This is a genomic window from Vibrio rarus, from assembly GCF_024347075.1.
Lineage (GTDB): Bacteria > Pseudomonadota > Gammaproteobacteria > Enterobacterales > Vibrionaceae > Vibrio > Vibrio rarus.
The window spans coordinates 238,978-252,541 of record NZ_AP024900.1 but is presented as its reverse complement, the minus strand read 5'-3'; the positions used below and the strand labels follow the sequence as shown (position 1 = coordinate 252,541).

Here is a 13,564-nt window from a genome sequence, read left to right as displayed (position 1 = left end):
CTATACCTTCTCCCTGTCATTAATCAAACTCAAACTGGTACAACAAATCAACTGCGCTATCTGTTCCTGATACTAATTCTAGATAGAGATCTTTCATTAAACGATAGCGGAAGGTAAATTCACCAATTGACTCAAAGATGCCTACGCCATACTTCACTTGCAAGCCAGGTAAAATGTACCCACTGACCGTTACCTGTGAATCATCACCACTTCCTGCGGTATCTAATTGCAAATCACTAACGCCAAACGCTTCACCAATCTCACCCACAACTCGGCCACTTTTCGCCAAACTCAGGCCAATTAATGCGGTGGTCATGGCATTGCCCCCTGAGTCACTGTCGATATCCTGCCCTCTTAATATATAAGATAGTGCATTTGCCTGTGGCATCGACGGTTCAGAGAACACTTCGATATTAGGTTCATCGGCAGGACCGGTCACCTTAATACCCGCAATAACATCATCCTCGGTATTATCCGGGTTACGAATGGCTTTAATGGATAGATAGGGTAAGTCTGCAGGGCCATTAAACTGTACTTTACCCTCTTCAATAAGCAAATCTTGTCCAAAGGAGCGGTATTTACCGTCTACGATATTGACCTCGCCAAGAATAAACGGAGCATTATTCTTTTGCGATACATTAATCTCACCCACAAGACCGCCTTTCAAACCAAAAGCACTTAACAAGAAATCATTACCAATGATCACTTTTATGTCGGTTTGTATCTTGAATGGGAACTTAGAGCTTTTCTCTAACGGTTGCAGATTTTTATCAACAATCACTTCATCGGAAGAGACGGAAATAGCCGAAGGAGGAAGTTCTTCAACGGTAATTCTTCCCCAAGGTAGACGTACATCCCCTTGCACATTAATTAAGCCTGGCGTAACTGCAATTTTAATATTGGGTTCTACTTTCGCCTTAACCATAGGTGGCACTTCGACTAACAGTTGGTCGGCGGTGACATTAAGATTAGCTTGCCACTTATCCATATGTTGCCAATCACCATCCCCCGTCATCAGCAAATCCCCTTCTTGGGTTGCCACCTTCGCATCTAAGTTCCCTTGGTACCCTGAGAACTTAGCTATCACTTGTCCTCCGGTAACCTCTATGGGGCTGACATCACCGGTAGCTAGCATATTTTCAATGCGAAAATCACCAAATATCTGTGGTTTATCTACGGGCCCTTTTAGCTGTATATCGGAGTTTATATCCGCATTTACCTTGCTAAACTCGCCAAATAATGGGGACAACATATCTAAGGTGATTTTTTGCAACTGAATACGAGCATCAATTTGTTTATTGTGTTGTGATACCTTGTCGAGATTGACCTTACCGTGCATAGCACCATTATCCGTGAGGTCAATATCCCAATGCGCTTTCAAGTCATCCTTAATCAGGCTGGCATTAAAATCGGCACTGTTCCATCCCACCACCAGTGGAGGGCTCAATTGCTGAGTGACACTGCCTTTAGGTAAGCCCACCTTCATTTCTATTTCAGGTAACTGATTTTTTGCCCACTTAGCCCGTACGTTAGCATCCACCTGACCCGCTAATACAATATCTTTTGGTAGCAAAGCAGCCACTTGAGAAAAGTCGAAATGCTGAATACTAGCAAACACTTCCCCTCCTGATTGCCCCGCTTTAACGTCTTTATCGAGACATAACTTAGCATTGGCTTGCAACCAGCAGTGTGCTTCTACAAAGGCTTCTTGTGTGTTGCCGTCATAAGATAATTTAGGGCTATGATCGATAAGCCATTCACCTTGCACCGTAGTTAAACTGGCATTTTTCAGCAATCCTTGCCATTTCAGCCCATTTTTAGTTTGTAAACTACCGGTAACTGTAAGACCGCCTTGCACGATATCGGAGTCGATGTTAAATGATGCTCGATGATCTTTTTCTGAGCCACTGAAGCTAAACTCACTGCTCTTTATTTTTTGCTCAAGATGATTCACATCTTTCACTACTAGATCGAGACTTCCTTGTGGAGCAGGTAACGGATTCACGTCCCCTTTTAAGGAAATAGACGCAATACTCAACTGGTCAAGCCAAGCTATTTTCGTTGCCGTTAAATCCGTGATGATTTCTGGCGTAGCAAACGCCCCTCTTACTTTAATTAATCCAATTGCGGCACCACTTACATCCGGTACGGTATGATCAATCGCCGGAATATCGAGCTTAGTGTCTATGTTCCAGTTTTTAGCTAAACTCCCCGAAACTCGAATGTTATTCTGCCCATGGGCAAGCACGATACCGGGTGTATTGAAGCGAAAATCACCTTTCCCGCTCACATCCTTCGCCTGCAATACCCCATTAATGTTAAGAGGATAGTTGCGGAAAATGCCATCAATATCCATATGTGGCAGTTCAACCTCCCAACCTCCGCTTGCAGGTAACCGACCTGTGGTGGTTAAGTTGCCACTGATATCTCCTTCCGCTTGAGGCCAGTAACTGCCAGGTTGGATATGATCTAAGTTTAATTTAGCTTGCCAATTAATGGGGCTGGCCCAATTTGCCAATACGCTCCCTTTAATTGCGCCATTTAAGGTTTTCACATCAATATGTTTTAATTGGATTTGCTGTAAATCCCCTGCACCGTTCACCGCCAATTTAATATCTGGAATTTGCTTACCTTGAGCTGCAGCCTGTAGCTCAACTAGGTATTGGTTAAGCGTTCCTTTGCTACGCAATCGGTCAATTTGCGCTTTATAATCCGCATTACCATGCAATGGCCACTGTGCCTTGGCGTTGCTGAGATCAACATCAAAAGGAAAGGTCGGCTCTAAAGGTTGCAACTTAGCATCAATATCGGCAACGATAAGATCTCTCAACCCAGCTTTGACCTCTAAATTGGCCACACTGCCCTTGGCATTTAGAGAGAGGCTTTGCCCTGCAAGAGTGGTTTGTTTTACTTTGCCACTTATATTGACCGTTAATGGGTAATCTCCCTTTAACTCGGCTTCGCCATCTAAATTCAGGCTTGCCATTGGCGTATCAAGATCAAATTGTTCAATATTAACCGTGTTACCTTGGGCCGAAGCCACTAAATGAACTCGGTCTATTTGCACCGCAGGTTCCGCTAATTTGAAATCGGTAACGGTAATGTCTTGAATGGTCGCATTAAGCGGAATCCATACTTCTGGCAACACAATTTTACTGCTCACCTTGTTAGGGGCGACTTGTGTTTTCTGTACCTGGGGTTCTGTGGCTGGAGACGGTTTTGCCAGACTGATTCTGGCGCCATCAAAGTGAGTAGGACTTAAAGTAACAGCACCAAAACGCATCTCTGCGCCCGTTTCAAATTTTCGCCATGCGACTTTATTTCCAAGCACATCTAAATGGATGTTATTTAAATATAGCTGCTCGACTTTAACACCCATACCAAAAGGTAATGAGATACTGCGAATAGGCTCGCTAGGTTGCTCAGGTTCTTCACTAACAGGCAATTGTGCAAGAGAAAAATTAGCGCCTTCTATACCCAAAGTCTTAACGCAAAGCCTAACTTCAGCTAAACAACGCAGCTGGATATCCATCTGTAATTTCTTGGCCTTTAAGGCTACAGAGAGATCAGGGTTATCATAATGAATGCCATACAGCTGAAAATCCGTTAACAGCGCACCTTCTGTGCGGTCAACGGTCAATTCTGGCACCACCTTCTCTGCGCTCCACAAGATGCTATTTAAACCTGGGTTGGTAAATAACAATCCCCAAAGCAAGAGTAATATCAATACGATGAGAGCGACTACTCCCAATGATATGTGGGTAATTGTCCACAATATTCGACGCCATAAGGGGCGTTTTTTTGCGGTTACCGGTTCCGGTGGTGCTTGTTCACTGCTCTGTTGTAGTTCTTTCTTCATTACAACTCCGGACCTAAACCAAAGTGAAGTTGGAACTTATCCGTCCCCTCTTCAGCATCTAAACCAAAGGCAAAGTCGAGCCTTACCGGCCCCACAGGTGAAGCCCAGCGAATCCCAACACCAGTACCGGTTTTCCATTGTGGCGTTTCATTCCATGCATCACCATAATCGACAAAAGTCGCCAACCACCAATTCCCATACACCCGATATTGGTACTCTAGGCTCGTGGTTGCCATATACTTAGCGCCCGTCAGTTTGTCTTTACTGTCTTTGGGGGAAATCGACTCATATTTATAACCACGTAAATTGTTATCACCACCAGCAAAGAAACGCAAAGATGGCGGCAAATCAAACACGGATTCCGTAAAGTTTGCCCCGCCCCCGATATAAAATATGCCACGGTGATTTCTATTGTAACTTCGGATCCAAGTCGTCCTACCGAGCACACGTAATACGCGCGCTTCAGAAATCACTGCCGGATCGCCATATTCAAGCGTCACTGACTGCTTATCCCCCCAAGTAGGCATTGCTCCGCCTCTGGTACGTGTTTTTGAAAACGAAATACCGGGCAATAACATGGTAAAAGTATCTTCCTGAGCACCTTGGGTGAAATCTTCATTTAGCAAACGAATAAACAATGTACGATGCCATCCACTATCTAGTTGCCAGTGCCTTTCTAGGCCTAAGCTCGACTCTAAACTGGTTGTATCATTGTTATCCAAATACTTCATACCATATTGGATACGATAATATTCACGCAACACATCCTGTAAGGGGATTTTATAACCAAGGACCACTTGTTGTTCTGGCTTTGATAAAGAGAAGCTACTATCAAAACTGTGCCCTTGGGCATTGAGCCACGGCTTTCGCCAGCTGAGGGAGCCTCGAACGCCCACATCCGTTGAATAACCAATCCCCGTATCCACTTGGTTACGAGATTGAGGAGACAGTTGAATCGTCATAGGTAACTCTCGATTACCTTCCCCAACGCCGCTCAAGTCAGGTTCAACATAGACAGTTGAAAACCATGAGGTACTGGATAAGTTTTGATTTAGTTGGCCAATTTTACCCGCAGAGTAAGGGTCACCTTGCTTAAAAGGAATCAGCGAATAGACACGGTCTTGTTCAATTTGAGAGCCCGATATTTGAGTGTGCCCAAAGTGGTATCGAATACCACTGGCGTAATGCAGATGTATAAAGGCTTTATTCAGTTCAGGGGCAATTTCAAGACGGGAAACGCTGAAGTCTCCCTCAAAGTAGCCTCGTTTCAAAGCAAGATTACGCAACCCCGATTTAAGCGCGTCATAATCCCCATGACTTAATACCGCTCCGGGCTTTAACTTGCTCGATTCAATCAAACCGAGAAATTGAGGATCGTCTTTTGCTTCACCACTAATCTCAATATCCATGGTATCAATAACCACAGGTTCTCCGAGCTCAACATCGACATTAAGCGTTTGATCATCTTCATCCACAGTAAAGTGAATGCTAGGGTGATAATATCCTAACGCTCTTACCGCTTGAGTAATGCTACTTTCAATACGAGACTGGAAGCGAAGGGAGGTTGAGTACTCTTCTTCGGGGATAGCCGACAGGTATGCTTCAACGTTATCTTCGACCTTACCAGAAAGTCCATTAACGTTGAGAGTAGCTTCAGCTTGACTCAGTTGGCTAAACACCAAAAGGACAAAAGCGATAAATATCCGTATTACGCGTTGATTCATTATTTAATTGCTACTGTACTTCCTGTCACGAAACAGAGGTATAGTCGAAAGTTTCCTCATGGGTCATGATAAGTAGTATAAAGGATTGATCCACGATAAAAAATTCAAAAAAACACTTACTTTGGCTAGGAGAGCACATGTTTGACAAACAAACTATGATTTCAAAGGAAGATGCCCTATCAGGACGTGAGCATTCGGTTGCAAAACTGGGACAGCATTTTGTTAACCAAAGCGATTTAACTGCCGAGCCTGAGCAAGGGTGTCAGCAAATTTTGCTGGGATTGGGTTGCTTTTGGGGAGCCGAACGCCTTTTCTGGAATACTAAAGGCGTGATTTCGACATCCGTAGGTTATGCGGGAGGCTTCACACCAAACCCAACTTATGAAGAGGTGTGCACGGGAAAAACCGGACACACAGAAGTTGTCAAAGTTATCTACGACCCCACACAGGTTTCATTAGATACGCTACTACACACTTTTTGGGAAAAGCATGACCCCACCCAAGGAATGCGCCAAGGAAATGACACAGGTACTCAGTACCGCTCCGCAATTTACACTTATAGCAGTGAACAACTAGCTATTGCACAGGCATCAAAAAACAGATATCAACAGTTACTTAATCAGGATGGAAAATCTAACATTAGTACTGAAATCGCCCCTGCTAAGGCTTACTATTTTGCAGAGCTTTACCATCAGCAATATCTCGCTAAAAATCCTGATGGTTACTGTGGTATTGGTGGTACTGGAGTGTGCTTCCCGGCAGATAAAAAGTAATAGTAGATGTAAATATAACCATTTAACATATACTTAAGGCCAACCAACTCTCTAACACAATAATGGATACACATATGCAGATAAAACACTTAATCGCCGTAGTCGCACTCGCTGCGCCTTTGTCATCATGGGCGCTCAACCTAAAGACCGGTGATAAGGTGCCTACAGTAAGTGTCGCTGATTATGGAGAAGCCATAGTAAAGGGTAATGATATAACATATCATCAATGGCAGTCAGCAAGCATGGTTGGTAAAACCCGAGTCATTCAAGCTATCGCAGGTCGCTCTGCGGCTAAGGCTTTAAATAAGCCTATGATAGACGCCATTATCGATGCGAACCTGCCTAAGGATAAGTATCAAACCACTACGATCATCAATCAAGACGATGCTATTTGGGGTACAAGTTCATTCGTGAAGTCGAGTGCAGAAGACAGTAAAAAAGAGTTTTCTTACTCTTCAATTATTCTGGATAAAAATGGAGTAGTTGCTAAAGCGTGGGATCTTCAAGCTAAAACATCAATGATTGCTGTGCAAAGTAAAGATGGTACGATTCTTTGGGCCAAGGATGGTGAGTTAACCCCTCAAGAGATAAAACACGTTATCACTCTCATCAAGAGCGACTTGTAAACTCACTTTGACCATGCTTCTCTCTTCGTTCTGTTGGTACGTTACCATTTAAATACAAGGCGTTACTGAGTATTTAAATAAAAATACCACAGAGAAATATTAGTGAAAGACTTAGGTAATATAATAAATAAAGTCTGAATAGATAGGTAACTATACCCATGATTAAAGTAATGAAACCCCTACTTCCGCTCAGCGTACTCGCACTCGCTGTAACGTCTCTTTCTACTCATGCTGAAGAACATTTTCGTCAGCATGCTGCTCATGTTCATGGCAGTGTTGAGTTTAACATTGCTCAAGATGGCAACGACCTATTAGTTGAAATCTTAGCTCCTGGTGCGGATGTTATTGGTTTTGAACACATTCCAACGAATGACAAGCAGCAGAAAGTACTAGATACAGCAATGACTCACTTAAACTCTGCCGACTCTATTTTGACTTTAAGTGCTGACGCTGGATGTACTTTAGCCTCAAAAACGGTCACTCATAAACTGTCTGGTGATAGCCATGAAGATCATGAACATGAGCATGCCGATCACAAAGATCATCATGATGACCACGGCCATAATGACAAACATGACCACGATAAGCATGAAGGCGAGCACCATGATCACGAACATGGGGATCATCACGACCATGCCGATCATAAAGATCATCATGATGACCACGGCCATGATGACAAACACGACCACGATAAGCACGAAGGCGAGAACCATGATCACCATGATGGCCACGGTGCATTTAACATTGCTTACCAATATCAATGTAAAGACATCAGCAAGCTAAGCCACATTGAGACCAACTGGTTTGAGCTATTTACCGGTACACACGTCGTTCATGTGAACCTACTAACAGATACAGCACAACTTGCTTCGGAACTGACTAAAGACAACAGCATCATTAAACTTTAGTATTAACGGTCACCTCTTTGGGGTGACCGTTTTTCGTTACTTTAGTAAATGTCATAGGAAATACAGTGGCTAAACATTCTCAACTAGATACCGTAATCGAACTAAACAATGTTCGTTTCTCATGGCCGGGTAACCCTACTCCGACACTAGATATACCGACACTCTCCGTTAAACAAGGGCAACATGTCTTTATTAAAGGACCGAGTGGTTGTGGTAAATCAACCTTATTAAGTCTACTTACGGGCATTTCAACCTGTGAAAGTGGCGATCTACATGTACTGGGTACAGAGTTAGCAACACTTTCTCAGACGCAAAGAGACCGGTTTAGAGCCGACAATATCGGCTATATATTTCAGCAATTTAATTTACTTCCCTATTTATCAGTTATCGACAACGTTATTCTTCCTTGCCATTTTTCAAGCAAAAGAAAGCAAGCCGTTGATGGGAACTTAAAAGAGCAAGCCTGCCAATTGTTGCAACGCCTTCATCTTGCCGAAGATCTATTGCATAAACCTGTAGTTGATCTCAGTATTGGCCAGCAGCAGCGTGTTGCTGCCGCACGAGCACTCATTGGCAAGCCCCGTCTTGTCATTGCCGATGAACCGACGTCTGCATTGGACTTTGCTAATCGCAGTGCGTTTATCGAATTGCTTATGGAACAGGCTGAGCAAGCGCAATCCACCCTCGTGTTTGTCAGCCATGATCCAAGCCTTGAAGCGCATTTCAATACACGCCTCAACCTGCAAGACATCAACAAAATTAAAGTTGGAGTAGTAAGCCAATGAACAGCACTGCCCATTTAGCTTGGAAAAGCCTTTCCAACAGGAAAACAACGGCTTTATTGACCATTTTAACCGTCGCTATCTCTGTCATTTTATTATTGGGTGTAGAACGCATTCGCACCGAAGCTAAAAATAGCTTTGCCAACACTATATCTGGAACCGACTTAATTGTTGGAGCCCGTTCAGGTCAGGTAAACCTTCTTTTATACTCGGTATTTCGTATCGGTAATGCCACCAATAATATTGACTGGAAAAGCTTCGAAGAATTTAGAGATAGCCCTGTTGTTGACTGGGCCATTCCCATCTCACTAGGGGACTCACACAAAGGCTTTAGAGTTATGGGGACCACCCAAGCCTATTTTGACCACTATAAATATGGCAGAAAACAGCACATAGAATTTAAAGACGGCCACCCGTTTACCGGGTTATTTGAGACCGTTATCGGCTCTGATGTTGCCAAAGCCCTTGGCTATAAAATTGGCACTAATATTATTATTGCTCACGGTATTTCCGATGTCAGTTTTGCTCGGCATGATAACCTCCCATTTACAGTAGTCGGAATTCTTAAGCCTACAGGGACACCGGTAGATAAGACTGTGCACGTGTCATTAAAAGCGATTGAAGCTATTCACGTCGGTTGGGAATCCGGTGCCAATATGGGGGGCAATCCTGGTGCAGAGGTGCTAAAAACCATCGAATTTCAGCCCAAACAGATTACTGCATTTATGTTAGGGCTAAAATCCAAAATACAGACCTTTGCTCTACAGCGCCAAATCAATACTTATAATAAAGAACCATTAAGTGCCATTTTACCTGGCATTGCCTTACATGAATTATGGGGAATGATGTCTGTAGCCGAGCAGGCTCTGTTAATCGTCTCTGGTTTTGTGGTGGTATCGGGATTGCTCGGTATGCTCAGTAGCTTACTGACCAGCTTACAAGAGCGTCGCCGTGAAATGGCCATATTAAGAGCTATGGGCGCACGTCCACGACACATCTTTACCTTGCTCATTAGTGAGGCAACGGCACTTACTTTAGCGGGTATTGTAACCGGAATCGCAGGCTTATATGCATTACTGCTTATAATACATCCCATTGTACAGCGACTCTATGGTATAAGTATCGAGCTGAGTATGTTGACTCCACATGAATGGACTTTAGTTGGTTTAGTGTTAGGTGCAGGTGTCATCATCGGGTTTATCCCAGCGTTTAGAGCATATCGCCAGTCACTTGCTGACGGTATGACAATTCGAATTTAAGAGAGAAATAATGAAAAAACTAGCCCAATGTTTTTTGGCACTGACATTAATTATGTCATCAGTGGCCGCTTACGCTGAGCCACTTACACTCAACTGGATTGATCTCATTCCAGAAAAAGAGCGTGCACAATTTGATCATCAAGGAATGCCCGTTGCTACTTCCCATAATGGAGGAGCTGCACCGCAGTCTTTGGTTGGATCTGTGAGAACCGAATTAGATGGGAGCCAAGTGAAGATCCCCGGGTTTGTTATCCCTCTAGAAGGGGATGCTAATCAAGTCACCGAGTTTTTGTTAGTGCCTTATTTTGGTGCCTGCATCCACGTGCCACCCCCGCCACCAAACCAAATTGTGTATGTGAAGTTCCCAAGTGGTGCGCCAATACAAAAGCTTTGGGACATTGTTTATGTGGTGGGTGAACTAAAAGCGCAAACGGTAGAACATGAATTAGCCGAAACGGGCTACTTATTGAATGGGGTGGCATTGGAACCTTACGACGACTAATCCCTGCTCAAATCCATACTGGCCACGCTAATTGGCCAGTATGGTATCGATCAATTTACTGCGCATAAGCAGACTGTTGATTCTGCTGACTCTCAAACCAGCTTAATTTTTTCCCTAAAGCTACCACCTCACCTACCACTATCAGTGCCGGCGCAGCTGCTTGTTGTGATAACTCACTAAGTTGAGAAAGGCAACCATAAAGCACTTTCTGTGAGGATTGCGTGCCTCTTTCAATGATGGCAATAGGCGTATCACTCCCTCGTCCGTAATGAGTTAATTGTTGCTCAATAAGGGATGCTTTCATCAATCCCATATAAATCACTAGAGTCTGGTTGGCTCGAGCAAGCGTAGACCAATCCACCGTAGCATCCTCATCTTTTAAATGCCCAGTGACAAACATGGCCGACTGTGCATAGTCACGGTGTGTTAATGGTATGCCAGCGTACGCGGTTGCACCTGAGGCGGCAGTGATACCTGGCACCACCTGAAATTGCACACCATTATCCACTAGTACTTCTAATTCTTCAGCACCTCGCCCAAACACAAAAGGATCGCCCCCTTTAATCCGCACTACTCGGTAACCCTGCTTGGCAAAATCAACCAGTAGTTGATTGGTTTTCTGCTGTGGCACGCTATGAGCGCCAGCACGCTTACCCACACAAACTAAAATGGCATCCCGAGAAACCAACGACATGATCTCATCAGAAACAAGGTAATCATAAAGTATCACCTCTGCTTGTCTTAACATGTTCAGCGCTTTGATGGTCAACAGTTCAGGATCCCCAGGGCCTGCACCAACAAGAGCAACCTCTCCTGATTTCAGAGCAGTGTAAGGTAATTTAGAATCCACCGCGGAGCGAGGTCCAAGAGGCACAACGGTATCGAGCATAATAACATCCTAGTCATAAGGTTAAGATGATTATGCCGTGCGTCTTTTATAACTGGAAATTCTATATTTGTATCTATTATTACTTTATAGACTTAAAAATAGGCCATTGACGAGGTTTACTCCATCCCCTGCAAATTATGATAACCTTCTAGGTGTTGTATTTCGCTTATAGGTCTTTATAAATATGATTCAATGGCAGGTGTTGTCATTTAATGACATTGATAACCAACTTCTTTATCAAATACTTAAATTACGAGTGGATGTATTTGTTGTAGAACAGGAATGTGCTTACCCAGAGCTTGATGGCAACGATTATGCCGAAGGGGTGTACCATTTAGTTGGGATATCAAATCAACGCGTCATAGCCGTGGCTAGGCTGCTCCCTGCTGGCATCACCTATCCCGCAATAAGCATTGGTAGAGTAGTGGTGTGCCCTAGCGCCAGAAAACACGCTATGGGACATCAGTTAATGGCTAAAGCCATTACCGAGTGTCAACGCTTATGGCCAAACGAACCTATAGAAATAGGCGCTCAGGCCCATTTACAAAATTTTTACCGACAACATGGTTTTGAGCCTATCTCGGATCCCTACCTTGAGGATGGCATTCCCCATATTGATATGCGTAGAGTGTTAACTGCCTAGCCGCAATTTAACGATTATTTACTGCGCCCAAAGCCACCGTTAGACAAACGGAAGAACATAACTGAATCGCTGCTTCTTTCTAATTGAAGAATATCCAAGCGCCCTTGTTCATCACGCTTAAAGCGCACCAATTGCCCTTGTTTAATCTGACTTAAAGGTTTGTCTATCCCCTCTATTTTCGCTAATGCGTTTAAGTCAGTCATACTTAATTGATTGGCACGAAATACATTAGCCAGAGTGTCACCAGCTTTAACCGTATATTCAATCCACTGGCCATTGCTTGAGGTCTCACTAGAGAGCGTAATATTTGAAGTGTTTGAGCTAGTTGAGTTTTGCTCACTTAGACCACGTGTATTAATGGGCACCGATACTCTTTGATCGGTAGGTTTAGCCAACTTAACCTCAGTAGATGTCTTCGGCTCTGGCATCATCACTAATATCAAAGTAACAGGCACTATGACCATTAAGGCACGTCTATGTAGCTTAGGTAATGCTGTAAACATCCCCTTAAATTTTGAAGGTAGCGCCATCCACTCTATTTGGTTCCACTTATCTGCTAGTATCTCTGTGTGTCTTTTAGAGCGGGTACGTCGATTCATCCTATCTCACTCCGGCTTTCCATTTCTATCAGGATATAAAAAAAATGCCACGATGAACACACCTCACAGTCCCAGTGAAACATAATTAAAACAAATTTGCGCAAAATTGAGAGTTATTTCCGCATATAGACAGTAACGACAGGCTCAAAGCAGCATAACATTTGAAAATTTCCACATAATTTGAACACTATCGTTTATCTCTCCACTGCAATAATTTTCAACTGCTTTGAGAACTGGTATGCTTGCGCCTTTATATCTAAAAACTGAGAGATTCTTATGTCTGAAGTTCAATTCGAAACTGTAGAACAAAAAGCAAGCTACGGTATCGGTCTACAAATGGGTCAGCAACTTGCTGGCAGTGGTCTTGACGGACTAAGCGTTGATGCAATCGCTGCGGGTATCGCAACAGCATTGACTGGCGGCATGCCAGCAATCGAAGTTGATGAAATCAACAACGCACTTCAAGAGCTTCACACTCGCGCTGAATCTGCACGTGCAGAGCAAGCTAAAGTAGCGGCTGCTGATGGCGAAGCTTTCCTAAAAGACAACGCACTTCGTTCAGAAGTTACCGTTCTTGAGTCTGGTCTTCAATATGAAGTACTTACTGAAGGTACTGGTGAAATTCCATCTGCTGACGTACAAGTTCGCGTTCACTACCACGGTGAGCTAACTGACGGTACTGTATTTGATAGCTCTGTATCTCGCGGTCAACCTGCTGAGTTCCCAGTAACTGGCGTTATCAAAGGTTGGGTTGAAGCACTGCAACTTATGCCTGTTGGTTCTAAATGGAAACTGTACATCCCACAAGATCTTGCCTACGGCGAGCGTGGCGCTGGCGCAGCAATCCCTCCATTTGCAGCCCTAGTATTTGAAGTAGAACTTCTGGCTATCCTGTAATTATTTCAAAGACTTAGTAAAAAGGCTTTTCCTTTAGGAAAAGCCTTTTTTGTAAATGTATACATTCAAAAACGAGACATCACACCTCTTGTCGAAGCATAGT

At 43.7% G+C, this 13,564-nt stretch carries 12 protein-coding genes; 8 read left to right on the top strand and 4 right to left on the bottom strand.

Going from position 1 to position 13,564, the window contains the following annotated elements; genetic code table 11:
• Positions 1-19 precede the first annotated feature (19 nt).
• Together tamB and tamA are read right to left on the bottom strand one after the other, a co-directional pair.
• Entirely contained in the window at positions 20-3,859 is a 3,840-nt protein-coding gene (tamB, locus tag OCU56_RS01240) for an autotransporter assembly complex protein TamB (protein WP_261873784.1), read from the bottom strand.
• Entirely contained in the window at positions 3,859-5,583 is a 1,725-nt protein-coding gene (gene tamA, locus OCU56_RS01235) for an autotransporter assembly complex protein TamA (RefSeq protein ID WP_261873783.1), read from the bottom strand. The genes tamB and tamA overlap by 1 nt, the downstream gene beginning before the upstream one ends.
• A 137-nt stretch (positions 5,584-5,720) precedes the next feature.
• On the opposite strand from tamA, the gene msrA reads away from it, so the two are divergent.
• From msrA to OCU56_RS01205, 6 genes are all read left to right on the top strand, one after another.
• Positions 5,721-6,356: a peptide-methionine (S)-S-oxide reductase MsrA gene (gene msrA, locus OCU56_RS01230; protein ID WP_261873782.1), complete on the top strand. Its 636-nt coding sequence runs from the start codon at positions 5,721-5,723 to the stop codon at positions 6,354-6,356.
• Between the two features lie 74 nt (positions 6,357-6,430).
• Positions 6,431-6,982 (top strand): YtfJ family protein, encoded by a 552-nt coding sequence (locus tag OCU56_RS01225; protein WP_261873781.1) that lies wholly within the window; start codon positions 6,431-6,433, stop codon positions 6,980-6,982.
• Positions 6,983-7,140: 158 nt separating this feature from the next.
• Entirely contained in the window at positions 7,141-7,890 is a 750-nt protein-coding gene (zrgA, locus tag OCU56_RS01220; protein ID WP_261873780.1) for a zinc uptake protein ZrgA, read from the top strand.
• 65 nt (positions 7,891-7,955) lie between these two features.
• Entirely contained in the window at positions 7,956-8,675 is a 720-nt protein-coding gene (locus OCU56_RS01215) for an ABC transporter ATP-binding protein (protein WP_261873779.1), read from the top strand.
• Positions 8,672-9,931 carry an ABC transporter permease gene (locus OCU56_RS01210; RefSeq protein WP_261873778.1) on the top strand — a complete coding sequence of 420 codons (1,260 nt, stop codon included), beginning with the start codon at positions 8,672-8,674 and terminating at the stop codon, positions 9,929-9,931. Before OCU56_RS01215 ends, OCU56_RS01210 begins: the two co-directional genes overlap by 4 nt.
• Before the next feature lie 10 nt (positions 9,932-9,941).
• Positions 9,942-10,433: a DUF3299 domain-containing protein gene (locus tag OCU56_RS01205; protein WP_390904842.1), complete on the top strand. Its 492-nt coding sequence runs from the start codon at positions 9,942-9,944 to the stop codon at positions 10,431-10,433.
• A gap of 55 nt (positions 10,434-10,488) precedes the next feature.
• Here OCU56_RS01205 and cobA read toward each other — a convergent pair whose 3' ends face one another.
• Positions 10,489-11,322, bottom strand: a complete 834-nt coding sequence (cobA, locus tag OCU56_RS01200; protein WP_261873777.1) for a uroporphyrinogen-III C-methyltransferase — start codon at positions 11,320-11,322, stop codon at positions 10,489-10,491.
• Positions 11,323-11,506: 184 nt separating this feature from the next.
• On the opposite strand from cobA, the gene OCU56_RS01195 reads away from it, so the two are divergent.
• Positions 11,507-11,965, top strand: a complete 459-nt coding sequence (locus tag OCU56_RS01195) for a GNAT family N-acetyltransferase (protein WP_261873776.1) — start codon at positions 11,507-11,509, stop codon at positions 11,963-11,965.
• Positions 11,966-11,979: 14 nt separating this feature from the next.
• Here OCU56_RS01195 and OCU56_RS01190 read toward each other — a convergent pair whose 3' ends face one another.
• Positions 11,980-12,564 (bottom strand): LysM-like peptidoglycan-binding domain-containing protein, encoded by a 585-nt coding sequence (locus tag OCU56_RS01190; RefSeq protein WP_261873775.1) that lies wholly within the window; start codon positions 12,562-12,564, stop codon positions 11,980-11,982.
• A gap of 276 nt (positions 12,565-12,840) precedes the next feature.
• On the opposite strand from OCU56_RS01190, the gene OCU56_RS01185 reads away from it, so the two are divergent.
• Complete coding sequence (locus tag OCU56_RS01185; RefSeq protein WP_261873774.1) at positions 12,841-13,461, top strand: FKBP-type peptidyl-prolyl cis-trans isomerase; 621 nt, start codon at positions 12,841-12,843, stop codon at positions 13,459-13,461.
• Positions 13,462-13,564: the final 103 nt, after the last annotated feature.

Coding starts and splice junctions, on each gene's coding strand:
- tamB (WP_261873784.1), bottom strand. CDS start 3,859: ATGAAGAAAGAACTACAACAGAGCAGTGAACAAGCACCACCGGAACCG.
- tamA (WP_261873783.1), bottom strand. CDS start 5,583: ATGAATCAACGCGTAATACGGATATTTATCGCTTTTGTCCTTTTGGTG.
- msrA (WP_261873782.1), top strand. CDS start 5,721: ATGTTTGACAAACAAACTATGATTTCAAAGGAAGATGCCCTATCAGGA.
- OCU56_RS01225 (WP_261873781.1), top strand. CDS start 6,431: ATGCAGATAAAACACTTAATCGCCGTAGTCGCACTCGCTGCGCCTTTG.
- zrgA (WP_261873780.1), top strand. CDS start 7,141: ATGATTAAAGTAATGAAACCCCTACTTCCGCTCAGCGTACTCGCACTC.
- OCU56_RS01210 (WP_261873778.1), top strand. CDS start 8,672: ATGAACAGCACTGCCCATTTAGCTTGGAAAAGCCTTTCCAACAGGAAA.
- OCU56_RS01205 (WP_390904842.1), top strand. CDS start 9,942: ATGAAAAAACTAGCCCAATGTTTTTTGGCACTGACATTAATTATGTCA.
- cobA (WP_261873777.1), bottom strand. CDS start 11,322: ATGCTCGATACCGTTGTGCCTCTTGGACCTCGCTCCGCGGTGGATTCT.
- OCU56_RS01195 (WP_261873776.1), top strand. CDS start 11,507: ATGATTCAATGGCAGGTGTTGTCATTTAATGACATTGATAACCAACTT.
- OCU56_RS01190 (WP_261873775.1), bottom strand. CDS start 12,564: ATGAATCGACGTACCCGCTCTAAAAGACACACAGAGATACTAGCAGAT.
- OCU56_RS01185 (WP_261873774.1), top strand. CDS start 12,841: ATGTCTGAAGTTCAATTCGAAACTGTAGAACAAAAAGCAAGCTACGGT.